The 24,206-nt window shown below is 62.9% G+C and carries 17 protein-coding genes; 7 read left to right on the top strand and 10 right to left on the bottom strand.

Annotated elements, in window-relative coordinates; all coding sequences use genetic code 11:
• Positions 1–68 precede the first annotated feature (68 nt).
• Positions 69–2,066 carry a penicillin-binding protein 1C gene (gene pbpC, locus VWZ81_RS18845; RefSeq protein WP_416543538.1) on the top strand — a complete coding sequence of 666 codons (1,998 nt, stop codon included), beginning with the start codon at positions 69–71 and terminating at the stop codon, positions 2,064–2,066.
• A gap of 31 nt (positions 2,067–2,097) precedes the next feature.
• Here pbpC and VWZ81_RS18840 read toward each other — a convergent pair whose 3' ends face one another.
• Genes VWZ81_RS18840 through VWZ81_RS18825 form a run of 4 tightly spaced genes read right to left on the bottom strand, consistent with a single transcriptional unit; the run spans position 2,098 to position 8,995 of the window.
• On the bottom strand, positions 2,098–4,158 hold the full coding sequence (locus VWZ81_RS18840; RefSeq protein ID WP_416543528.1) for a hypothetical protein: 2,061 nt from the start codon (positions 4,156–4,158) through the stop codon (positions 2,098–2,100).
• Between the two features lie 15 nt (positions 4,159–4,173).
• On the bottom strand, positions 4,174–7,068 hold the full coding sequence (locus tag VWZ81_RS18835) for a DUF4159 domain-containing protein (protein ID WP_416543527.1): 2,895 nt from the start codon (positions 7,066–7,068) through the stop codon (positions 4,174–4,176).
• Complete coding sequence (locus VWZ81_RS18830) at positions 7,065–7,991, bottom strand: DUF58 domain-containing protein (protein WP_416543526.1); 927 nt, start codon at positions 7,989–7,991, stop codon at positions 7,065–7,067. Before VWZ81_RS18830 ends, VWZ81_RS18835 begins: the two co-directional genes overlap by 4 nt.
• Positions 7,988–8,995 carry an AAA family ATPase gene (locus tag VWZ81_RS18825; protein WP_416534565.1) on the bottom strand — a complete coding sequence of 336 codons (1,008 nt, stop codon included), beginning with the start codon at positions 8,993–8,995 and terminating at the stop codon, positions 7,988–7,990. Before VWZ81_RS18825 ends, VWZ81_RS18830 begins: the two co-directional genes overlap by 4 nt.
• A gap of 64 nt (positions 8,996–9,059) precedes the next feature.
• Here VWZ81_RS18825 and VWZ81_RS18820 point away from each other — a divergent pair, with 64 nt between their 5' ends.
• The 3 genes from VWZ81_RS18820 (at position 9,060) to VWZ81_RS18810 (ending at position 11,133) form a co-directional block, all read left to right on the top strand.
• On the top strand, positions 9,060–9,677 hold the full coding sequence (locus VWZ81_RS18820) for a DUF1285 domain-containing protein (protein WP_416534564.1): 618 nt from the start codon (positions 9,060–9,062) through the stop codon (positions 9,675–9,677).
• Positions 9,678–9,955: 278 nt separating this feature from the next.
• Complete coding sequence (locus tag VWZ81_RS18815) at positions 9,956–10,708, top strand: hydroxypyruvate isomerase family protein (protein ID WP_340546410.1); 753 nt, start codon at positions 9,956–9,958, stop codon at positions 10,706–10,708.
• 152 nt (positions 10,709–10,860) lie between these two features.
• Positions 10,861–11,133 (top strand): DUF2798 domain-containing protein, encoded by a 273-nt coding sequence (locus tag VWZ81_RS18810; protein ID WP_340546411.1) that lies wholly within the window; start codon positions 10,861–10,863, stop codon positions 11,131–11,133.
• A gap of 203 nt (positions 11,134–11,336) precedes the next feature.
• Here VWZ81_RS18810 and polA read toward each other — a convergent pair whose 3' ends face one another.
• The 3 genes from polA to VWZ81_RS18795 all read right to left on the bottom strand — a co-directional run bounded on the left by polA (position 11,337) and on the right by VWZ81_RS18795 (position 16,691).
• Positions 11,337–14,150: a DNA polymerase I gene (gene polA / locus VWZ81_RS18805; protein ID WP_416543525.1), complete on the bottom strand. Its 2,814-nt coding sequence runs from the start codon at positions 14,148–14,150 to the stop codon at positions 11,337–11,339.
• 97 nt (positions 14,151–14,247) lie between these two features.
• Positions 14,248–16,299, bottom strand: a complete 2,052-nt coding sequence (locus VWZ81_RS18800; protein ID WP_416543524.1) for an EAL domain-containing protein — start codon at positions 16,297–16,299, stop codon at positions 14,248–14,250.
• Positions 16,300–16,508: 209 nt separating this feature from the next.
• Positions 16,509–16,691, bottom strand: a complete 183-nt coding sequence (locus VWZ81_RS18795; protein ID WP_340546414.1) for a zinc-finger domain-containing protein — start codon at positions 16,689–16,691, stop codon at positions 16,509–16,511.
• A 71-nt stretch (positions 16,692–16,762) separates the two neighbouring features.
• Here VWZ81_RS18795 and VWZ81_RS18790 point away from each other — a divergent pair, with 71 nt between their 5' ends.
• Positions 16,763–17,707: an ATP-binding cassette domain-containing protein gene (locus VWZ81_RS18790; RefSeq protein WP_416543523.1), complete on the top strand. Its 945-nt coding sequence runs from the start codon at positions 16,763–16,765 to the stop codon at positions 17,705–17,707.
• A 76-nt stretch (positions 17,708–17,783) separates the two neighbouring features.
• Here VWZ81_RS18790 and VWZ81_RS18785 read toward each other — a convergent pair whose 3' ends face one another.
• The 3 genes from VWZ81_RS18785 to VWZ81_RS18775 form a co-directional block, all read right to left on the bottom strand.
• Positions 17,784–18,161 carry a hypothetical protein gene (locus VWZ81_RS18785; RefSeq protein WP_416534559.1) on the bottom strand — a complete coding sequence of 126 codons (378 nt, stop codon included), beginning with the start codon at positions 18,159–18,161 and terminating at the stop codon, positions 17,784–17,786.
• A 21-nt stretch (positions 18,162–18,182) separates the two neighbouring features.
• Positions 18,183–18,944: a DUF6478 family protein gene (locus tag VWZ81_RS18780; RefSeq protein ID WP_340546417.1), complete on the bottom strand. Its 762-nt coding sequence runs from the start codon at positions 18,942–18,944 to the stop codon at positions 18,183–18,185.
• A 189-nt stretch (positions 18,945–19,133) separates the two neighbouring features.
• Entirely contained in the window at positions 19,134–19,769 is a 636-nt protein-coding gene (locus tag VWZ81_RS18775) for a hypothetical protein (RefSeq protein WP_416543522.1), read from the bottom strand.
• A gap of 356 nt (positions 19,770–20,125) precedes the next feature.
• Between VWZ81_RS18775 and VWZ81_RS18770 the strand changes: the two genes are divergently transcribed.
• Positions 20,126–23,254 (top strand): ABC transporter transmembrane domain-containing protein, encoded by a 3,129-nt coding sequence (locus tag VWZ81_RS18770; protein WP_416543521.1) that lies wholly within the window; start codon positions 20,126–20,128, stop codon positions 23,252–23,254.
• A complete protein-coding gene (locus VWZ81_RS18765) occupies positions 23,244–24,164 on the top strand; it encodes a CPBP family intramembrane glutamic endopeptidase (RefSeq protein ID WP_416543520.1) in 921 nt (306 codons plus the stop codon). The genes VWZ81_RS18770 and VWZ81_RS18765 overlap by 11 nt, the downstream gene beginning before the upstream one ends.
• The last annotated feature ends 42 nt before the right edge of the window (positions 24,165–24,206 follow it).

The following is a 24,206-nucleotide window of genomic DNA, read 5'->3' as shown; positions in this document are numbered from 1 at the left end:
GGTTACGGGCGCGCTCCTCCTGGCGGCTGCTGGGAGGGGCGGCTGCCCTATGCGTGACCATTGCTGCGATGGGATTGGGGGTCGAGACCTGGATCGCCCGAACGCCGATGCCCGCAACACTGGCGGAGACAGCCACCGAGGTGCGCGACCGAAACGGCCAGTTGCTGCGGGCCTATCCGGTTGCCGATGGGATCTGGCGGATGGCGGTGCGGCCGGATCAGGTCGACGCGGGCTATCGCGCGATGTTGCTGCGCTATGAGGACAAGCGGTTCTACGACCATGGCGGCGTTGATGCGCTTGCTCTGCTGCGGGCGGCGGCGCAGGCGGTGTGGCAGCGGCGTGTGGTCTCGGGTGGCTCGACACTGACGATGCAGGTGGCGCGGCTGCTGGAGGATGGCAGCACCGGGCGCTGGGCAGGAAAACTGCGCCAGATTCGGCTGGCGCTGGCGCTGGAGCGGCGCCTGACCAAGGCGCAGATCCTTGAGCTGTATCTGGTTCACGCGCCCTTTGGTGGCAATCTGGAAGGCGTGCGGGCGGCGAGCTATGCCTGGTTCGGCAAGGAGCCGTCGCGGTTGTCTCCGGCGGAGGCGGCGCTGCTGGTCGCCTTGCCGCAGGCACCGGAGGCGCGCCGCCCGGATCGCGCTCCGAAACCTGCAGAGATGGCCCGCAACCGGGTATTGGCGCGGATGGCAGCCGCAGGCGTCTTGCCGGTGGAGGCGGCCGAGGCTGCGCAGCGGGCGCGGATCCCCCGGCAAATGCGCCCCTTCCCTCAGATGGCCGCGCATCTGGCGGATCGCGTGATAGCCGAGACGCCGGAGCTTGCGCGGATTGATCTGACGGTGGAGGCCGGATTACAGCACCGGCTGGCGCGGCTGTTGGCGCAGACCGTCGCGCGGCAGGACGCCCGGCTGTCGGCGGCGGTGCTGGTGGCCGATCACCAGAGCGGCGAGATCCTCGCCTCGGTCGGCTCAGCCGGATATCAGGATGATCTGCGACAGGGGTTTGTGGATATGACGCGCGCGGCGCGTTCGCCGGGGTCCACGCTGAAACCGCTGGTCTATGGTCTTGCCTTTGATCAGGGGCTGGCGCACCCGGAAACCATGATCCACGACGGGCCTATTGATATCGACGGGTATGCGCCACAGAATTTTGACGGAGGTTATCGCGGCGACCTGCGGATGCGGCGTGCGCTGCAGTTATCGCTGAATACGCCGGTAATACGGGTGATGCAGGCGCTGGGTCCGGCGCGGTTGATGTCAGCCCTGCGTCGCGGTGGCGCGCGACCGCAACTGCCCGGCGGCAAGCCGGGACTGGCGGTGGCGCTGGGCGGGGTGGGCCTGTCGCTGCATGATCTGATGCAGGTCTATGCCGGGCTGGCGGCGGGCGGGCAGGGGCCTCGGTTGCGGGTGCGTATGGAGGCGTCGTTTGAACGGATGCCACGCCTGTTGAGCGAGGTCTCAGCCTGGCATCTCACCGATGTTCTGCGCGATGTGCCGCCGCCAGCAGGTGCGCCTGCTGGCGTGCTGGCCTATAAGACAGGGACGTCCTACGGGCACCGCGACACCTGGGCGATTGGCTGGGATGGTCGCCATGTGGTTGGCGTCTGGCTTGGCCGGGCCGATGGCACGCCGGTGCCGGGCGCCTTTGGCGCGGAGCTGGCGGCCCCACTGTTGTTTGAGGCCTTCGGGCGGCTCGGGACCGGTTTTGCACCGCTCCCTCCGGCGCCTCGCTCGGCGTTGCGGGTGGCCACTTCGGAGCTGCCGCTGCCCTTGCAGCGCTTTGACGGCGGTCGGGCGAGTGGCCAGCCCGCTGACGCGGTGCAGCTGGCGTTTCCACCGGACGGTGCGGCGCTGATGCTGGCAGAGGATGGACAGGTCACGCTGCGGATCAAAGGCGGCGAGGCGCCGTTTCTGGTGCTGGCCAATCAAAAGCCGGTGGTGACCGGCGCCCGCCGCCGCAGCATTGATCTGCCGGGGATGGAGCGCGGATTTTCAACACTGGTGGTGGTTGATCGCAATGGTCGCTCCGATCAGGCCCGTGTGCGGATCACCCGCCCAGGTGAGTAGCGCAGATCCGGCACCCCGCAAAGGCTGATGGTCACCGCCGCCCTTCGCGCAGCCAGCCTGCGAGAATCGCCGCGCTGGCCAGCAGCAGCACCAGCCAAGCGGGAAGCAGCGGCGTCTGGTTGACCGAGACGGTGCGATAGGCGTCGCGCGGGGTCAGTCCGATCCAGCCACGTCCAGCGGCAACGCGTCCGTCGCGCACATCGCGCAGGCTCGGGATACCGTCGTGCAGCGCGCGCACGCCGCCACGGGTCTGGGCCACGGCGGCGGCCATGATATCGCCGGTGGCAATGGTCTGTTCAAATTCACGCGGCGCCGCAGGGCCGAGGCCGATGACGGTGGACTGGCTGCCTTCTTCCAGTCGGTAAAGACCGGGTTCCGGCCCCTCGTAGCGGCCTTCCCAGCGGCCGGGCGCGGTTTGGGTCATCGTGACGGTGACTGTGCTGCCATCGGGATTTGTGACCGTGACATCGCCGACATCTTCGCCCAGGCTGCGGCGCTGGATGCGCATACGCTGCCCGGTTGCCTCGGCTGACAGGACGTCCTCTTCCAGCTCGGGCTCTTTCATCATCCAATGGGCAAGGCGCCGCAGCAGCTCAAGCTGCGGGCCGCCGCCTTCGTATCCCCGGCTCCAGAGCCAGGCATGATCGGAGGCCAGCAGCGCCACGCGCCCCTCGCCGACCCGGTTCAGAACCAGCAGCGGGCGGTCATCCAGGCCGCTCATCAGGACATTGCCCTGGGGGACGTCGACTTCGATCTGCCGCAGCCAGCGGCCCCAGTCGGAGGCGCCGGTGAGATCGGCGGTAACCGGGTGGCGCTGGCCCAGATCGGTGATTTCCGGGCGATAGGCGCGCTCCAGCACCCGCGCCGAGGGGCTGGCAGGCAGGATGCTGGCCAGCGGAGAACGATAGATGCTGTCGGCGCTGGCAAAATCCGGCCCCGCCGCCACCAGAACCGCGCCGCCGCGTTCAACATAATCGGCCACATTGTCGAGGTAGATCGCCGGCAGGATGCCGCGCCGCTTGTAGCGATCAAAGATGATCAGATCGAAATCATTGATCTTTTCCAGAAACAGCTCCCGCGTTGGAAAGGCAATCAGCGACAGCTCATCGACCGGTACCCCGTCCTGTTTTTCCGGTGGGCGCAGAATGGTGAAATGCACCAGATCCACCGCGCTGTCGGATTTCAGCAGATTGCGCCAGGTGCGCCCGCCCGGATGCGGCTCGCCCGAGACCAGCAGCACGCGCAACCGATCGCGCACCCCGTTGATCTGGACCAGCGCGGCGTTGTTGCGATCGGTCAGCTCGCCCTCGGCGGTGGGGACGGTGAACTGGATCACGTTGCGCCCCCCATGTGGCAGGGTCAGTGGCAGGTCAAAATCGACACCGACAGGCAGGTTGAAGCGCTGCGGTTCGGCGCCGCCGATGGAAATCGCCAGCTCTGCCAGATTGCCGGTTGCGGGGGCCTCGCCCTGATCCTCGATCCTGAGGGTCAGGGTCACGGGTTCACCGATGATGGCAAAGCTGGGGGCGTTCTTGACGATCAGCCGCCGGTCCCAATCGCTGGGGCGACCGGTCAGCAGCAGATGCAGCGGGGCAGGCAGGGCCGGGGTCTGCGCAATGTCATGGATCTGGCCATCGCTGAGCGCGATCATCCCGGCAACCCGACCGCGCGGCACATTGGCAAGCGCCTCGGCCAGTGCGCCCATCAGCAGGGTGCCACTGTTGTCGCTGCTGCCATCACGCGGCGGGACGCTGTCGACGGCAATCCAGCGAACCTCGGTGTTCGGGCGCTGACTGAGGGCGGTCTCCAATGCGGCACGGGCGGCCCCTGTCTGGTCGGGGCGGTCGGACAGGGCCTGGCTGGCGGTCTTATCCTCAAGCACCAGAACGATGTCACTGAGCGCGGCGCGGTCTTCGATCTGGTACACCGGGCCGCTGAGGGCCGCGATCAGCACCAGAGCGGCGAGCGCACGCATCGGCCATCCCGCAAGGCGTTTCCAGACCGCCAGAGCCAGCACCGCAACCGACAGCGCCGCAAGCAGGCCGATCAGCGGCCAGGGGACCAGTGGGTCAAAGAGGATGGTCTGTGTCATCTGTCCAGCCTCATGTCATTGCCCCAGCCGATCGAGCAGGGCGGGGACATGCACCTGATCGGATTTGTAGTTGCCAGTGAGTACATGCATGACCAGATTGACCCCAAAGCGGTAGGCCAATTCGCGCTGACGCTCGCCGGTATAGCCGCGCCCCACTGGCAGCAGAGGGCGGCCGTTGTCATCCACGGCCCAGGCGGAGGCCCAGTCGTTGCCGCCGATGACAACCGGTGTGACACCATCATTGAGGTTGCGGAAGGGGATGCCTTCCACCTGCTGGGCATCGGCGGGCGCGGCTTCGACCCAGAGCGTGCCGCGGCTGTGGCGTCCGGGGAAATCCTGTAGCAGATAGAAGGCGCGGGTCAGCACATGATCTGCGGGCAGCGGTTCCAGTGGCGGCACGTCCAGCCGCAGGGCCAGTTGTTGCAGGCGCCGCCCTGCCGGGCTGCTGGCACCGGCGCGGGTCAGGTCGGCGTCGCGGGTGTCAAAGAGGATCATCCCGCCGGTGCGCAGATAGGTGTTGAGCCGGTCGTAGGCCGCACCCGAGGGCAGTGGCTGATTGGCGGTCACCGGCCAGTAGAGCAGCGGGTAGAACGCCAGCTCGTCGCGCTCCAGATCAACGCCGGCGGGGGGAGAGGGTTCAACCGATGTGCGGAATCGCAATGTGTTGGACAGCCCTTGCAAGCCGTCGCGCGCCAGCTGGTCAATCTGCGGGTTGCCGGTCAGCACATGGGCCAGCGTCAGCTCGGCCGCGCGGTCTGCGGCGAGGGCGTCTGCTGCGGGATCGGATGCGTCGGACCGGGCCGCGCTGTCGGTTTGCTCGATCACCAAGGCGTTGCCCTGGGCGTGGCTGCGCAGGTCGCTGCCGGAGCCGGTGGCCCAGATACAGGTGGCGAGGACCAGGGCCGATGCGAGGTTTTGCGCCTTGGGTGCGGTCGGTCGTGTCCGACGCGTCAGTAATCCCGACAGCAGCAGCGCGGCGATCACGTCGAGCGCCAGCAGCAGCAGGGAGAGGCTGATCAGGATGCCGCCAAGCGGGCGCTCCGGCGTGCCACCATAGCCAAGGATTGGCAGCCCGACGGGCCAGCCAATTGGCGTCAGCTGATCCTCGGCCCGCATGACATTGCGGGCAATCCGCCGATCTCCGTTCTGGTACAGCCCGGGTTGCAGGCCGGGGCCGGTCAGGGCGGCAACCAGATCAGGCCCTGCGACACCGGGCAGGGCATCGGCATCCGACAGGTCACCAAAGCCATCGAGCACCTGAAGCGGCGCCCATGTGGTGCCCTCCAGATCCTTAGCCTCGGCCGGTTTGGCACCGGAGGAAACCGCCAGCCGCTCCATCATCTGCACAAATAGGCCCGAGAGCGGCAGGGTGCTCCATTCCGCATTGGCGGTGACATGGAAGAGCACGATCTGACCATTGCCGAGCGGTTTGCGTGTCACCAGCGGCGTCCCATCGGAGAGTTCCGCAATCACCCGCTCCGCAAGGCTGGGATCGGGTTGTGCGACCACCTGTGAACTGACGGTGACGTCCTCGGGGATGGTCAGCCCGAAGAAAGGAGAGCCTTCGGCAAAGGTGGCCAGCGTCTTGGGCTCGCCCCAGCTCATGGCGCCGCCAATGCTGCGGCCTCCGATCCGCAGACGCACCGGCAGCAGCGGCTCTTCGTCGGTGCGGGCGGTATCGCTGGCGGCCAGCCGGGGACCGGCAAACCGCAGGAGCAATCCGCCTTCGTTGACCCAGTCCACCACCGCTGCCTCCTGATCGGGGGGCAGACGTGCGGTATCGGCCAGGACGATCACATCCGGGTTGGCAGGCAAGAGATCGTTCAGCCCGCCTTCCAGCAGGTCTGCGTTTGGCGCCAGCGCCTTGCGCAGATAGTGCAGGGGCGACAGCAGGGCGAGGCCTTCGTTGCCGCTCTGGCTGGAGATCAGCGCCACCTCGCGGCGGCGCAGACCGTCATCGGTAAGCGATATAGCCCCTGCGCTGCGGTGACCCTGCAGTTCGAAGAGCCGGATACGTGCGCGCAGCTCAGCGGGCAGGGACAGGCGGGCGGTGGCCTCAAGCCCGTTGGCGGCAGCGGTATCTGTATCGGCAAAATCCACCGTCGCCGCGCCCAGAGTCCGCATGGTGCCGCCCGGATCCGGCCCACGGGCAAGCACGGTGACGGTCTGGTCACTGCCGGGGGTGATCTGGGTGTGGTTGCGAGTGACCGTGATTTCCATCGCGCCGTCGACATAGACCACCGGACGCAGGGCCAGCCTTGGGGTGGGATGTTGATAGACGGTCAACTCGCCGCGCTGGCGCAGCGTCGCCATCAACGCATCGCGACCCGGATAGTCCAAGCCGTCACTGAACCACAGGCTGTCAAAGCCCCCGTCAACTGCTGCTATCTGCGCCTGTGCCGTCGTGAGCTGGTCTTGCGAGGGTTGCCAGGCCTGTGGCGTTTCGCCGATCAGCTGTCGGCGCCAGCTGACTGCGCTTTGGAATTGCGGGGGCTGAGGTGCGGTGAGCCGCAGTACGGCTACGGGTCGATTGGCGCGTCCAGCCTCGGCCAGGAGGCGGTCGATCTCCTCGCGGGTGCGCTCCCATTCCGGGGCGCCGGCCCAGCTGCCATCAAGCACCACCAGCAGCGGGCCGCGGCCCGAGGGTGCGGTGCTTGGGTTGAGCACAGGCCCGGCCAGACCAACGATGGCCGCTGCCACCGCCATCAGCCGCAGTAAGAGCAGCCACCAGGGGGTCCGATCCGAAAGACTGTCATCGTCGCGCAACCCCAGCAGCAGTGTGACCGCCGGAAACAGGCGTTTGCGCGGGGCAGGCGGGACTGCCCGCAGAAGCAGCCAGAGCAACGGCAGTGCCAGGAGTGCCAGAAGCAACCAGGGGGCCGTGAAGCCGATGCCCGCAATCGTTGTCATGTGCCGGATCTTTCCATGGCATGGTACAGCCACATCAGGGCCGCCTGTGCGCTGTCGCCGGTGTGATGGGTGCCGAGGCGCCAGCCTGCCACGCGGCAGAGGTGTTCCAACGCGTCGCGCCGTTCGGCCAGGCGATCAAGGTAGCGTTGCCTAAGCGCGCCTGCCTTCAGGGTTTCGTGCCGCAGACCGCCGCCGATGCTTTCGAATATCGTGCGCCCGTCAAAGGGGAACTCCTCCTCTGCCGGATCAAGCACCTGCATCAGCACGCCGTGCACGCCGCGATCCGCGGCCTTGGCCAGCGCCTGTTCCAGTGGCGCGAAGGGGCCCAGAAAATCCGACAGGAACAGAACCCGCGCGTTGGGTTGCATGGCGCGATCTTCCGGCGGGGCATAATCCGTGGCGTCGTCCCTGCTCAGATACTCGGCCAGTCGCAGGATCTGGGCATTGCCGCGCCGGGGTGGCAGATGCCCACCGGTCAGACCGACCCGTTCGCCGCCACGTAGCATCATCACCGACGTCGCCAGCCCCAATAGCCGCGCCCGGTCAATTTTCTGCGGCAGGGCATTGCCGGAGGCAAAGCGCATCGACGCCCCCTGATCGACCCAGAGATGCACCGTCTGCGCAATCTGCCATTCCCGCTCGCGTACGAATTGCTGATCGCCCTTGGCCGAGCGCCGGTGGTCGATCATGCGGCGGCTGTCACCGGCCTGAACCGGGCGATATTGCCAGAAATCATCGCCCAGCCCGGCACGGCGGCGACCGTGTTCGCCAATCAGCACAGATCCGGCCAGTTGTTGCGCCTGCACCAGGAGCGGCGGAAACCGGCTGGCGGCGCTTTCGGCGCGGTGGCGGAGATCCGCCGCTGCCGGCTGGAGCGCGCTGCCGGTCGGCCGGGCCGGCTGAAGGGCGCGCGGCTGTGTCACGCGGCGACACCGGGCCGGGCCATCGCCTCGGCTGTGCTTGTGATAAGAGCGCTCAGGTTCTCGCCACGGGCACGCGCGGCGAAGTTCAGCGCCATCCGGTGGCTGAGTACGGGCTGGGCCATATCCAGCACGTCGTCGGCATTGGGAGCGAGGCGCCCCTCGAGCAGGGCGCGGGCGCGCACCGCCAGCATCAGCGCCTGAGCAGCCCGTGGTCCGGGCCCCCAGGCAACGGTTTGCTGCACCTGTTCGGAGGCCGCCGGATCATCCGGGCGGAAGGCGCGCACGAGGTCGAGAATCAGTTCGACCACGCCGTCACCGACGGGCATCCTGCGCAGCAGAGTCTGCGCGGCCATCAGTTCATCGGCGGTGAAGACCTGGTAGGCGCTGCCTTCCTCAACCCCAGTTGTGGCCAGCAGGATATCGCGTTCGGTCTGCCGCGTCGGATAGGGGACATCAATCTGGAACAGGAAACGGTCCAGCTGGGCTTCGGGCAGCGGATAGGTGCCCTCCTGTTCGATGGGGTTCTGGGTGGCCAGCACGTGGAAGGGCATCCCCAGCGGTCGGTCGGCGCCCGCCACGGTCACCATACGCTCCTGCATCGCCTGCAGCAGTGCCGATTGTGTTCGTGGGCTGGCGCGGTTGATCTCATCGGCCATCAGCAGCTGGCAGAACACCGGCCCCGGCACAAAGCGAAAGGCGCGGCTGCCATCGCTGGCGGTGTCCAGGACCTCGGAGCCCAGAATATCGGCAGGCATCAGGTCCGGGGTGAACTGCACCCGGTTGCCGGCCAGCCCCATAACGGTGGACAGGGTTTCGACCAGCCGGGTCTTGCCCAGCCCGGGCAGGCCGATTAACAGCCCATGACCACCGCACAGCAGCGTGCTCAGAGTGAGATCAACCACTCTTTCCTGACCGATAAAGCGCCGGGTGATAGAGGATCTGGCCTGTGTCAGCTTGTCTTCAAGCGCTTCAATCTCGGCCAGCAGATCGTCGGGTTCGGACATGACTTTCCCTTCACGGCGAATATATAGTGTTACTGTATCGCGTTGAGAGAAAATGGCAAAAGCAATGAGCGGACAAAATCCCGTGACTTCCGGCAGCAAATCCCCTGAAACAGGATCAGAACCGCCCAGTGCCGAGGGGCTGGCGGCCGCTGCCAAGACGGCGAGCAAAGGCGGGTTGCCGCCGGTACATCTGTGGAATCCGCCGTTTTGCGGCGATCTGGACATGCGGATCGCCCGTGATGGCACCTGGTTCTACCTTGGCACGCCGATTGGCCGGTTTGAACTGGTGAAGCTGTTTTCCTCCATTCTGAAGCTGGAAGACGGCAAATACTTTCTGGTGACCCCGGTCGAGAAAGTGGGCATCACGGTCGAGGATGCGCCTTTCGTTGCGGTGGATTTCGAGGTCGAGGGCGACGGCGCCGCGCAGATTCTGCGGTTCGAGACACATGTCGGCGACAGGGTCGAAGCCGGGCCTGCGCATAAGATTCGTGTGGTAAGAGACGATGCAACCGGCGAGCCCTCGCCCTATGTGATGGTGCGCGCCGGGCTGGAGGCCTTGATTGATCGCAAGAGCTTTTATCGGCTGGTCGAGCTGGGATGCCACCGGGACGGCTGGTTCGGGCTGTGGTCGGGCGGCGAGTTTTTTGGGATGATCCCGTCGGCTGATTTGCCGGAGGGCTGACCACGCCGCATCCGACCCGGCGCTCGTCGGCAGGGGTTTGCCGGTGGCAAAGGGCAGCGGCAGGAAGTCGCTGACCCGCTTGAGTATATTGTTAAATTACCGAAAATTCTTGTGAAAACCCGCTCAAAATCGGCGGAGATATGGGGCAGATTGGGGGCGTGCAAAAACGGGCCGATCAATGGCGCAACCGGCGGGGGCCGGGACGAGCCTTTGGTGACTTTTGCCCGGAGCATGTCTGTTTGGCCGCCAATCGGGGGTGGCTCCAAAGGAGGTTTTCGATGCCGAAGTTTGCGGCCAATATTTCATTGCTGTTTGCCGAATTGCCCTATCTGGATCGTTTTCCGGCGGCGGCGCGGGCCGGATTTGAGGCGGTGGAAATCCTGTTTCCCTATGAGCTGGCTGCGAAGGAAACCCAGCGCGCCCTGCTGGCCAATGGTCTGGAACTGCTGCTGATCAATGCGCCGCCGCCAAATTATACCGGCGGGATGCCGGGCTATGCCGCGCTGCCGATGGGGTCGGATCGCTTTCAGCGCGATATTCGGCGGGTGCTGCGCTATGCGGAGGTGTTGCGGCCCGGAATGATCCACATCATGGCCGGCTACGCAAAAGGGGATGTCGCCAAGGAAACGCTGATCCGCAATCTGCAATGGGCGGCCGACTATGCGCCGGGCCAGCAGTTCACCATCGAGCCGCTGAACAGCGGTGATCAGCCGGGGTATTTTCTGGATGACTACAATCTCGCCGTAGAGGTGCTGGAGGCGGTGGATCGCAAGAACGTGGGACTGCAATACGACGCCTACCATGCGCAGTTGATCCACGGCGATGCGGTGAAGGTCTGGGAGGCCTTTGGTAACCGGGCTGTCCATGTACAGATCGGTGCGGCGCCGGGGCGTTGCGAACCGGGAACCGGGCCAGTCGATTTTGAGCAGCTGTTCGCGGCCATCGACGAGAGCGGCTATGGTGGTTGGGTCAGCGCGGAATACACCCCCAGTACCAAGCGGACAGAGGACAGTCTGGCCTGGATGGGGTGAGAGCGGGCCGAACCCTGTGAGGGGGGCTGGCGGACCCTGAGGCTTGGGGAGGGCTGCGGCCAAACGTCCAGCGGGACAGAAATACATATTCGTGAATTGAAATATGACTGAGCGCTGGGCATAAGGCAGTAAGTCGTGATCTGGAGACCTCCATGCTGCCTGCGCGTTTTGCCCCCATCCTATTTGGTCTGATTCTGTCGGGTATCATGTCGTGTATCGTCACCGGGGTGGCCACGCTGAAGGCGGTGGGCCTGAGTTCCGAAGCGCCGGGACTTTGGATGGCTGCCTGGAGTTTTGGCTGGCCGGTGGCCTTTGGCGTGGTGCTGGTTGTTGCACCCGCCGTGCGCCGCATGGTGGCATGGATGGTGAAGCCGCCGCAGGAAGCCAGCAAGGGTACGGTTTCCTCTCCCCGGCAGGATCGCTGAGCGAAGCCCCTCCGACAATGTCCTGACCGAGCAAGCGCCCCCGCCCGTCATCACAGCATCATGGATGCTATTCTTCCCGTTGGGCCGGGCGCCATGCCTAAGGCATGGCGTGCCGCTGAAATGCGAGGCGGGCGTCCGATCCGATCCGCTTCGGTCAGGTTTTGAAAGCGGCCCGGATCTTTGGCATCAAGCCTCGGCCAAAGCTAGTGAGCTTCGGCCCAGTTCCGCCCTTTGCCTGCGTCGACTACCAGCTTCACGTCGAGATGCACGGCCGGATCTGCGGCGGTTTCCATCACCCTGCGCGCGGTTTCGATGGTGTCGTCGACAGCGGCCTCGGGCACTTCGAACAGCAATTCGTCATGCACCTGTAGCAGCATCCGCGCGGGCAGATGGGCGATTGCGGCGGGCATACGGATCATGGCGCGGCGGATCACATCCGCAGCCGTGCCCTGTATCGGTGCATTGATCGCTGCGCGTTTGGCAAAACCTGCACGTGGTCCCTTGGCGGAGATTTCCGGAGTATGGATCTTGCGCCCGAACAGGGTCTGGACATGGCCGTGTTCCTTGGCAAAGGCGACGGTGTCATCCATGTAGCGGCGAATGCCGGGGAACCGCTCGAAATAGCGATCGATGAAGCCCTGCGCCTCGGCGCGCGGGATGCGCAGGTTGCGGGCCAGACCAAAGCCGGAGATCCCGTAAATCACGCCAAAGTTGATCGCTTTGGCCTGACGGCGGATTTCGGGGGTCATTTCATCCAGCGGCACGTTGAACATCTCGGACGCGGTGAGCGCATGGATGTCCTGACCTTCTGCAAAGGCCTGCTTCAGCGTATCGATCCCGGCGACATGGGCCAGGATGCGCAATTCGATCTGGCTGTAGTCAAGCGACAGCAGGACATTGCCATGCTCGGGCACGAAGGCTTCGCGGATGCGGCGCCCTTCCTCGGACCGGACCGGGATATTCTGGAGGTTGGGATCGGTTGAAGCCAGGCGGCCAGTGTTGGCACCGGTCTGCACATAGGAGGTGTGCACGCGCCCGGTTTCCGCATTTATGTGATCCTGAAGCGCGTCGGTATAGGTCGATTTGAGCTTGCTCAGCTGGCGCCAATCCAGCACCAGACCAGGCAGGGCGTGTTCCGTCGCGAGATCCTCCAGGATATCGGCACCGGTGGCATAGGCGCCGGTCTTGCCCTTTTTACCGCCTTCCAGACCGAGTTTGTCAAACAGGATTTCCCCCAGCTGCTTGGGGGATCCGACGTTGAATTCCTGGCCTGCCAACTGGTGAATTTCCGCCTCCAGCCCGGCCATTTTCTGGGCAAAGGCGTTCGACATGCGGGACAGCGTATCACGATCGACCTTGATGCCTTCGCGCTCCATCCGGGCGAGCACCGGCACCAGCGGGCGTTCCAGCGTTTCATAGACCGTGGTGACCGCTGACCGGTGCAATTGCGGTTTGAACAGCTGCCAGAGGCGCAGGGTGATATCGGCGTCTTCCGCGGCATAGGCGACCGCATCGGCAATGGGCACACGGTCGAAGGTGATCGCGGATTTTCCACTGCCCAGCAGCGGTTTGATCGGGATCGGCGTGTGGTTCAGGTAACGCTCTGACAGCGTGTCCATACCGTGCCCGTGCTGACCTGCGTGCATGGCATAAGACATCAGCATTGTATCGTCGATCGGCGCCACATCAATGCCACGGCGGGCAAAGATCTTGGCGTCATATTTCATGTTCTGGCCGATCTTGAGGATGCTGTCGTCCTCAAGCACCGGTTTCAGCAGATCGAGCGCCTCCTGCAAAGGCATCTGCCCCTCCGCCAGCTCGTCCGAGCCAAACAGATCGTCGCTATTGCCGGATTTATGGGTGAGCGGGATATAGCAGGCGGTCCCCGGCTCCACGCAGAGTGAAATGCCAACCAGATCCACCACCATTTCATCAAAGCCGGTGGTTTCCGTATCAACAGCGACCCAGCCGCGTTCGCGGATCCGGGCAATCCACCTCTTTAACGCCTCGGCATCGCGGATGCATTCATATGACGCGCTGTCAAACGGCAGGTCGGTTACGGTCGGAGCGTCCGTTGCCGCGGTATCTTTGGCCGGGGCGTCCGTGATTGTGGGTGGCTCCTTACCAAGCTGGTCCGCGATGCGTTTGGACAGGGTGCGGAATTCCATTTCGGCGAGGAAGGCCAGCAGGTGATCGGCGTCCGGATCGCGCACCTCTAGGTCATCCAGAGTGAAATCCAGCGTCATGTTGCTGTCCAGCTGAACCAGTCTCTTGGACAGTTCGATCTGCTCGCGATTTTCGATCAGGGTCTGTCGGCGCTTGGGTTGTTTGATCTCTTCGGCGCGGTCCAGCAGCTCTTCCAGGGAGCCGTATTCGTTGATCAGGAGTGCGGCGGTCTTGATCCCGATCCCGGGTGCGCCGGGCACATTGTCGACCGAGTCGCCCGCCAGCGCCTGCACGTCCACTACACGGTCCGGGCCAACCCCGAATTTCTCGACAACGCCATCGCTGTCGATCCGCCTGTTTTTCATCACATCCAGCATTTCAACACCGCCACCGACGAGCTGCATCAGATCCTTGTCGGAGGAGATGATGGTCACGCGGCCACCGGCGTCGCGGGCCTGGCAGGCGAGGGTGGCGATGATGTCATCGGCCTCGAACCCCTCCTGTTCCTTGCAGGCGATGTTGAAGGCTTCGGTCGCGATGCGGGTCAATGGAATCTGCGGCCGCAGATCCTCGGGCATGGCCTCGCGGTTGGCTTTGTATTGATCATAGAGATCGTTGCGGAAGGTATGCGACCCCTTGTCAAAGATCACCGCAACATGGGTTGGTGCATCGGGACCACCATTGCCCTCAACATAGCGCTGAAGCATGTTGCAGAAACCGGCAACCGCCCCGATTGGCAGGCCGTCGGACTTGCGGGTGAGGGGCGGCAGCGCGTGGTATGCGCGGAAAATGAATGCCGATCCGTCGATCAGGTGCAGATGGCAGCCCTTGCCAAAAGATGCGGTGGTCATGGCCGATGCTCCGGGTGTTGCGCGTTGGCCCCCGTTATCGGTGATCAGCGGAGGGAGAGCAATTGCCCATTCTCGGCCTTTGTGATGTCGGCTGGCGTCAGGCTGTTTTTGCCTGTTTGTTCGCCTCGACGATCAGGCGCATTTCGTCCCGTGCCATTGGTCGGCCAAAGTAAAACCCCTGTACGGAGGCGCATTTCTCGGTGCGCAGGAACTGCAATTCATCCTCTACCTCGACACCCTCGGCCAGGACCGGGATATTGAGTGCAGCGCCCAGGAGCAGGGTGGATCGGACAATTGCCGCCCGTTGATCGTTTTTGTGGACGTCCTGTACGAAGCTGCGGTCGATCTTGATCTTGTCAAAGGGGAAGGTTTGCAGCATCGCGAGCGACGAGTAGCCGGTGCCAAAATCATCCATGGCGATCCGCAGGCCCATGTTTTTCAGCTGTTGCATGACCTTCAGGGTATGGACCTGATCGTCGATAATGCTGGCCTCGGTGATTTCCAGTTCCAGACGTTCAGCAGCAAGGCCGGTTTCCAGCAGGATGTCGGAGACATGTTCGACGAAAGAGGGCTGCATCAGCTGCTGTGGCGCCACGTTGACCGCGATGTTGAAATGCTCGGGCCAACCACTTGCCTCACGGCAGGCCGTGCGCAGAACCCAAAGGCCGATTTCGCGGATCAGCCCGGTTTCCTCGGCGATGGGAATGAAGGTGTCGGGGGGAATGCGGCCTTTTTCCGGGTGGTTCCAGCGCAGGAGAACCTCGAACCCGATGGGAGCGAGAGAGCGCAGATCGTTCTGCAGCTGATAGGCCAGTTCGAACTGATTGCCCGCGATGCAGGCCTGCCGCAGATCGTTGACCAGTTCCAGACGGTCGCGGTTGTGTTTTTCCATCTGCGCATTGAACAGGCATATGTGCCGGTCTGCGTCCGATTTGGCACGATACATGGCCACATCCGACTTGTGCAGCAGATCGCGCAGGTCGCGGCCGTCTTCCAGGCTGGTGGCAACACCGATGGCGACACCGACGATCGCCGATGTGTTGTCAAAATCCACCGGCTCGACGGTCAAGGCGTGCAGCCGCTCGGCAAAGGCCATGACCTGATCGACCCGGCGAAACCCTTGCTTTAGAGCGACAAATTCGTCGCCGCCGACGCGCGCGATATATTCATCTTTCTCCAGAACGCTATTCAGCCGGTCGGCCACGGTCATCAGAACAGCATCCCCGGCTGCGTGACCATAAAGATCGTTGATTTCCTTAAACAGATTGAGATCAAGGGTCAGCACGGCAACGCGTTCGGTCTCGTCGCGCGCCAGCAAGTCGGTCAGACTGGCCATCTTGCGCGTCAGGGACATCCGGTTGGGCAGTCCGGTCAGGGGATCGTGCAGGGCGGCGTGCTGCAGCTGGTCGCGGGCCTCGCTTTCGACGTTTGTTTCGATGCTGAGCGCCGCAAAGCCGATCACCAGGATGATCGTCATCGTACCCAGAACAAACAGGCCAAGTGTCGCATCCGAGATCACCTCGGGCGGGACGGAATACAGTGGGCTGAGCTGTACGGTGATGGCCGACATGCCGGTGAAGTGCATCGTACAGATCGTCAGCGTCATCAGGGCGACGGCAACAAGCCAATGCCGTCCGGTGTTGAACCGGGTGAGATACTGGTAGGTCGCCATTCCGAACACCGTGCCCAGCAGAATGGATGATATGAGCGGTGTGGTCTGCCAGACGATCTCTCCTGGCAGCAGATAGCCGCTCATCCCGAGATAATGCATGGTCGAGACGCTGAGGCCAAACATCGCGCCGCTGGCCGCAACGCGGTAATTGGTCGAATGTGCAATGGCGTAGACACCGTTTGACATCAGCATACCGACAACGGCTGCACCCAGGGACAGTGCCGTGATCAGCGGATCATATCCGTGGACATATCCGGGATCAAAAGCAAGCATGGCGATGAAATGGGTGGTCCACACGGTGCCGCCGCTGATCAGGCTGGTCAGCACCAGCTGGACGATTTTGCGATTACCGACGGTCTGACCGAGCCGCTGTGTCATCAGGACGGAAAGACAGGAACCGATGACGCAGACAAGCGCAGCCACGGTCACAAGGCCGAGGCTGTGTTCTTGCGTAATGCATTGAACGACGCTGAACATCACAGTCTCCGGTAGCAGCAGATATACCTTCTATCCTGTGCATCATCATCGTAAAGAATCCGCTACCGCGACCGGATCGACGCCGTCTTGATCACTAAAATTCGCCTCAACCTCGTCGCACTTTTCACGAGCTGGCGCAGGTGTTGGCATAAACGCAAAACGCCGCCCGTTCCGGCGGCGTTTCCAATCTTGTGATTTTTTTCAGGCGGTTACGCCTGGTTCTGTGCTGCATCCTTATGGACAAACTTGCAGTCGCAATAGGGGCATTCGACAAAGCCTTCGGCTTCGGGGATTTGCAGGTAGACCCGCGGATGTCCCAGCGCACCTTCGCTGCCGTCGCAGGCGACGCGGTAGCTGTCCACGATCTTGGTTTCCGGCGCTTCGATGGTCATCTCTGGCGGTCCTCTTGGTTATCGTTTAGGGGCTTTTATGAGCCAAGGGAAAACCGGGGGCAAGAGCCGCGATGACAGAGGACGCAATCCGTATTGAAGGTTTGCAAAAAACCTACAAGGGCCGCAGGGGGCAACCCGCGAAAGCCGCGCTGAAAGGTGTGGATCTGAGCATTCCGCGTGGCTCTGTGTTTGGTCTTCTTGGTCCCAACGGTGCCGGCAAATCCACGATGATCAACATCCTGGCCGGGTTGGTTCTGAAAACCGCAGGCAAGGTCACGATCTGGGGCTTTGACCAGGATGAAAATCCGCGTCAGTCCCGGGCGGCTATCGGGGTGATGCCGCAGGAGCTGAATCTTGATCCGTTTTTCAGTCCACGTGGCGCCTTGGAAGTGCAGGCCGGGCTGTATGGTGTGCCAAAATCCGAGCGGCGCAGCGATGAGATCCTGCGTATGGTCGGGCTTGAGGACAAGGCACATGCCTATGCGCGAACCCTGTCCGGTGGAATGCAGCGGCGGCTGTTGCTGGGCAAGGCGCTGGTGCATCATCCGAATATTCTGGTGCTGGATGAGCCGACAGCAGGCGTGGATATCGAATTGCGCCAGATGCTGTGGGAGAACATCCGCAAGCTGAACGCGCAGGGCATGACAATCATCCTGACGACCCATTACCTCGAAGAGGCCGAGGAAATGTGTGATGAGATCGCAATCATCAACCAGGGCGAGCTGGTTGCCCGCGACACCACCGCAAATCTGCTGGGGCGTCTGGACGCCAAGGCGATGGTGGTGCATCCGGCGGCGGCGGTGACGGAACTGCCAGCCGGTAAGGGGATCACATCGGAGTTGCGCGGCGATGGGGCAGTGATCCTGCGCTATCATGGCAACGCAACCAGCGCCGAGGAGGTGCTCTCAGCGGTGCGCGCCGCAGGGATCTCCATCCGCGATGTGAAGACCGAGGAGGCGGATCTGGAAGACGTGTTCCTGGCGCTGACGACGTCGCGCAGCAGAGACGCGTGTTAAAGCAGTCGCGCTGTTGGCTGCAGGCAACGGGGCTCGTGTTAGAGACGATAAGTTAGCCCAGCCCGGCGTGACGCGGTTATTGCGTTTCGACGCAGTGGCGGCGAAAGGCGCGTTTCAGCATGTCCAGTTCGGCGCGCAAAAGCTCGACCTCGACCCGCAGGTCATCGCCCGTGAGTTCACCGCAGATCAGGGTGAAATCGCCGAGTTTGACATCGCTCTTGAGGTCGTAGATCACAAAACTCTGCACCCCGTCGGCGATCGCTTCGGTTGGGATCGGGATTGTCAGCGACCATTCGCCTGCGGTGTCGCTTTCGGTCAGGGCAACATCGCGAACCGGGCGATCCAGGTGCCGGACCTCAATCAGCGGGGCGGAGGCGCTGTGACCGGACCCCGTGATCCGGCCTTCCCAGAGCCCCTCGCGAAAACGAATTTTGGTCAATGTCAGTTGGCTCATGTCCGGCCTTTCGAATGTGGGTTACAGGCTGGCGCGGCGACTGCGCGACAGAGTGACATCGCGCAGGGTCACCTGGTTCATTTCCGGGGCTTCAAAGATCAGCTCCAGCCAAAGCCGCTCGACCCGTTTTTCGTTCAACTCAGCATAGGCTAGGTCGTATTCCACATGGGTGCGCTTGTCGCCCATCGGCAGTTCCCGCACCATCTGTTCGGTATTCGGGCCATGTTTGATATTGAGCCGGGCAAAGATCTCGATCGGTTTTTCCGTCTCAAGCGTGCAGTCCACCCGCAGCAGATGGTCACGGTTCAGCCCTGCGGTGACGTCTTGCGGCAACTCGATGACCAGTGACAGGAACGAGCCGTCAAACCCGAACACATCCAGACGCACACCATAAGGGGCGAGGTCTTCCTCGCGGTTGTTGCGCAGCTGGCGCAGGGTGAGTTCGGAAACGGTGCAGTCGTGAAACAGCTCCACCTCTCCGCCGAGCCGTGTTTTGCTGGCGACGGCCGAGGCACCGGGAACCGGCAGCGGGCCACGCCACAGTTCGGGCCGCCAGCCCCAGTCGGTGCCGTGAGGGCGGGGAAAAGCGTTCGAGCCCACCTGCGGCAGCGCCAGCCGACCTTCGGCGATGTGAATGAGCCGGTCCAGATGCAGGCGCAGGGTTCGGGCGCGATTGCGTTGTTCCCTCAGACGGCTGAGGGGCATTTTCGACGCCTGCTGTGCAAGCCGACGCCAACGCCTGAGAACGCGCGCGAACAGCAGTTTTTCTATTGTCCTGCCCATTGGCTCAATATCCTGTCCTGCGAGTCATGCTTTTCGGCGATGCGGCAAAGCAGCAGCGTTTCATTGTTTTCTTCGACCCTAGCCAAAGCGGTGACCGCTGACAAACTCGGAAGCGGAAATCCGTTTGGATGGTTGGTGCTTGGCAGCTCCCGTCGCCGTGTCATCGCGCCCGCCGGTCTGGCGTGGATATCACCGGGAGATACCATCGGTAGCGGGATCAAGATCGGCAGTCACCGATGCTTCGAGCGTTTTTGCGGTCAGTTCGTTCAGCAATTGTGCGCCGCGTCGACCAAGGTTGCGGCTGCCGCTGGGCGCGTAGAGCGCAACGGCCACCAGTTGGTCGTTCAGCACGAAGGCGCCGCGCCAGTGCACGGGGCTGGCGCCACGAGCGCGGTGGTCCGGCATGTTCAGCTTGACCAGCGGCAGCATCATGTCGTTGCGCTCAGCCACCAGCCGGGCGCCGGGTGCTGTCTTTAACAGATCAGCGCTGGTCAATGCCGCATCCGCTGGGCCAGCGGGTCCGACAGCGACGGTGATCAAGGCGCGGTTGCGACTGGCGGGGCCTGGACGCAGACTGGAACAGGGAACGACGATGGCAAACCCACCTTCGGCGCGATGGCCCGTCATGCGGGGATCGATGCAGAAGCCGGCTGGTGGCACCAGATGAATGGTGTCACTGGCAAAGCTCATCCGGGTGATATCCCCGGGCTGCGGCTCAGTCGTGGCCCCCACCAGCGAGAGACCTGAATCGGCGGTGCAGGCGGCCAGAGCGGCGGCGGCAAGCAGGGTCAGAGCACGCCGATACAGTCGGTGGCAGCCGGTCACCTGCAACGTCGTGCGTGCGCCATCGCAAAGCCACTGTGCAATCGCGGTAGAAAAGCAACAACCGGATAGCCGGGGTTGAGCGGACCGATACCCGTTTTCCGTTTGTGCCTCTGACTGCGTTCCATCAGAAATAGATACTATTTTTCCGTCGCTTATGATGGTCACGGTGGTCTCTGCCTGTCGTTGTCTTGCTCGATTCCGGAATAGTCCGGGGGCGCCTCTGTCGCAAGCAGCCCACGCAAAAGTCGGCCGGGTGTTGCCTTGTAATGTCAGGGGGCAGTGATTAGGGTCTGACCGCTGCAGAGCCAGCAGGCGATTTCGCGCTGACACCTTCCGACACGTAAGAGGAGCAGGGGATGCAATCCACCCTGTTTTCATTCATCTGGACCTATTCACGGCGCCAGCAGATAGGTCTGTTGGCGCTGACTATGGTCACATTCCCCTTTCTCTACGCTGCGTTGGAACTGCCCAAGCGGATCATCAATGACGCCATCGGCGCACCGATGGATCAGGTTGAGGTACTGGGCCAGGAGATTGGCCAGGTCGATTACCTGCTGCTGCTCTGTTTTGGGTTCCTTGCTGCGGTTCTGATCAGCGGGTTGCTGAAGATGCGTCTCAATACCATGAAGGGGGTTGTGGCGGAGCGACTGCTGCGACGTCTGCGCTATACGCTGATCAACCGGATGATGCGCTTTCCCACGCCCTATTTCCGCACCACGAGCCAGGGTGAACTTGTGTCGATGATCACCTCGGAGTCGGAGCCGATGGGCGGGCTGATGGGGGATGCCGTCGCCCAGCCGGTGTTTCAGGCCGGGCAGATGCTGACGATCGTCGTGTTCCTGTTCATGCAGAGTCTGTGGTTCGGTCTCGCGTCCATCGCATTGATCCCGCTACAGGCCTGGCTCATCCCGATGCTGCAACGGCAGATCAACCTGCTGAACAAGGATCGTATCCAGGAGGTGCGGGCTTTCTCGGCCGAGATCGGTGAAACGGCGGCCGGGATCAGCGATCTGCGGATCAATGGCGGACGACGCTACCGGCTGGCGCAGATTTCGACGCGTTTGGGGCGACTGTTCGATATTCGGCGACGCATCTACAGCAAGAAATACTTCATGAAGTTCCTCAACAACATGATCGGCCATCTGACGCCTTTTGTGTTCTATTCCGCCGGAGGGGTGCTGGCGATCCGCGGCGATATCACAGTGGGCGCTCTGGTGGCGGCGCTGGCAGCTTATAAGGACCTTTCCGCGCCGTGGCGGGAGTTGCTGACCTATTATAATCAGGTGCAGGACATGAGCCTGCGCTGGTCGATCATGACCGATCGTTTCTCGCCCAAGGGGATGATCCCGGAGACGCTGATCGACGGTGTGCCCGCCGATATTCCCCATCTGCGCGGGGAGATTGAGCTGCGCAATGTTTCGGTGAAGGACGCCGATGGCAATATGGTGCTTGAAGATCTGTCGCTGACCATTCCCGCCGGGGGACGTGTCGCGATCCAGAGCGGCAGCGAGGCCGAGCGCGCAGCTTTTGCCGCATTGCTGACGCGTGAGGTGATGCCGTTTCGAGGTACGGTGACCATTGCAGGCCATCGGCTGGATCAGCTGCACCAAGGCGTGATCGCGACGCGCGTCGGCTATGCCTATTCGCGGCCCTACCTATTTGACGGATCGCTCGGGGACAATGTGCTGATGCCGCTGCGTGATCAACCTCACATGCCAGCCCACACCGAGGCGCGCGGCAAAAACCGGGCGCTGACCGAAGCCTGCCGTGCGGGTAACAGCCCCGACCCGCTGACGGCGGATTGGATCAATCCGGCGCTGGCCGGGCTCGGATCGGAAAGCGAGCTGCGCGATTGGTGGTTCCAGCTGGTTGAGGCGATGGGCATTGATGAGCAGCTGTTTCGACGCACCCTGCACACGCGTTTTCAGATCGGACCGCATCTGGGGCTGGTCCAGCAGATCATCGGGTTGCGAGCTCTGGTTGCTGAACGGCTGGAGCGTGCCGGGCTGTCTGACGTCGTGCACCGTTTCGACCCGGACAGTTTCAACCCGGCGGTGCCGCTGGGCGGCAATATCCTGTTTGCCGCGCCCACGCGCGCCATCGCCCCGGAAGAGCTGATTGCCGAAGATGGGCCGATTATCAGTGCGCTGCGTGACAATGGCTTGCAGCAGGATGTGATCGCTTTTGGCCTCGGGGTTATGGAAACACTGCGGCAGACCTTTGGTCTGGCTGATACCGACCATCCGCTGTTCAAGCGGCTGGGGCTGGACGAGGCGCTCTATCAACGTATCGCTGAGGTTGCCGACCGGCAGAAGACACTGGGTGTGCCGGGATTGCGGGAGGATGAGCGGGGTCTGCTTGCATCGGTTCCGTTTCTGATTTCCGAAGAGCAGATCGGCACCGCGTTCCCGGAACGCTTCAAGCAGCAGATCCTGACGATGCGGCGTGATATGGCGCAGACCCTGCAGGCGCAATTGGGCGATCTCTTTATTTCGATCTCGCCCGACGCCTATCTTCCGCGTCTCACCGTGTTGGAGAATCTTCTATACGGGCGGCTGTCGCTGGGCGCGGGAGCAAAGGCGAAACAGGTTGAGGATCTGGTCGCCGACGTGCTGGAGGAACACGGGCTGCGCAAGCGGCTGGCGCTTATTCTCTATGATCTGCCGGCAGGTCTGGGCGGCGCGGCGCTGGAGCCGGTGTTTCAGGAGCGCGCGGCCTTTACCCGTGCAGCGATCAAACGGCCTGATGTCCTGATCCTGGATCGCGCGCTGGCGAGTCATGACAGCGCCAGTCGGCTGAAATCACGCGAGCGCCTTGCTGAGCTGATGCCAAATACCACGATGCTGTTTCTGGAAGATCAATTCAATCACCCCGAACGCTATGATATTTTTGTGAAAATTCAGAACGGGCGCATCGACGGGGTGGAAGGCGGATTGACCGACCCGATGGAGAATGCCGCGCGAAACGACCTTGGCAAACGGCTGGAGCTTATTCAAAGCACAGATCTGTTCTCGAAACTGGATGCGCGGAACCAGCGTCTGTTGGCCTTCTCGGCGCGCTGGCATGATGTGGCCAAGGGCGATTACGTGTTCCGATTTGGAGAGAGCGGCGATGCGGTGTTTCTCTGTCTGACCGGTACAGCGGAACTGTACTGGCCCGATCGAACGCCGGAGACCACGCCGATTTCCCGGGTTGAGCCGGGGCGGTTGATCGGTGATCTGGCTGTTATCCTGCGCGACACACGGCAATTGGACCTGATTGCGGTGGAAGATTGCCGTTTTCTCAGGATTGGCGCCGAAGAGTACCGTGCCGTGATCGAGGCGGATGCGGGCGTGGCCGTGCAGCTGCTCGAAACGGTCTCACGGCATCTGGTGCAGGTTGCGGGTGTTGTCCGCGCGGCGGATCAGAACGTTGCAGGCAGCCAAGCACCAGCGGCGGCTGCGACCAATACACTTGCGGAGGAGCATAGCGGCAATGTCCATTGATCCCACAATGGCGGCCTATGCTGCCCATGCGCAACTGGTCGATCCGGCCCGGCGCAGCCCGCAGATCTGGCGGCTGCTGCTTGGTATGCTGCTCGTGGCAGTACTCAGCTACGCGATGACCAATGTCGCTGTCCAGCTGCTGATTGCTGTCGCGCCGGGTGATTGGGTGAGTGATTTGCCGACGGGGGGCTCGCCTGTAGCCATGCTGGTGCTGCTGGGCAGCTTCTTACCCGTGACCGTGGCTGTTGCCTGCGTGCTGCGCCTGTTGCACCGACGCGGCCTGACCAGCCTGATCGGCCCGATACCGCAGACCTTGCGACAGTTCTGCCGGACCGGCGTTCGACTGATGGTCCTGATGATGGGGCTTGCCGTTCTGTGGTTGGTCCTGCCGGGCGGGCTGGACGGCGGTGTGATGTCGGATCTGGTGCCGAACCTGCCACCAGCGCAATGGCTGCTGTTGCTACCATTCGCGCTGATGGCGATATTCGTGCAGGTCAGCGCCGAGGAAATCCTGTTCCGGGGGTATCTCCAGCAGGCGCTTGCGGCGCGGTTTTCTCATCCGCTGGTCTGGCTTCTGGTGCCGTCGATCCTCTTTGCTGCTGGTCATTATGTGCCGGCCGATGCCGGGGGGAATGCGCCCTTCATTGCGCTCTGGGCGGGGGCGTTTGGACTGCTGATGGCGGATCTGACCGCCCGGGCGGGCACGCTAGGCCCCGCAATCGCAGTACATTTTGCCAATAATATCATTGCTATCCTCTTGTTCGGATCGCCCACCAGCCTGTCGGGATTGGCGCTATATCTGGTCCCGTTTGAGCTGTCGGATCCCGTTGTCATGCGGCAAATGCTCTGGCTGGATCTCGCGGTTGTGGGCTTCTGCTGGTTGGTTGCGCGGCTTGCCATCCGGCGCTGATTGCATTTAGACGCGCGGGGCCTTATTTGAAGGTCCAAACCG

This window comes from Phaeobacter sp. JH20_34 (assembly GCF_048056095.1).
GTDB lineage: Bacteria > Pseudomonadota > Alphaproteobacteria > Rhodobacterales > Rhodobacteraceae > Phaeobacter > Phaeobacter bryozoorum.
The sequence above is the reverse complement of the archived record's forward strand: the minus strand, read 5'-3'. Positions and strand labels throughout refer to the sequence as shown.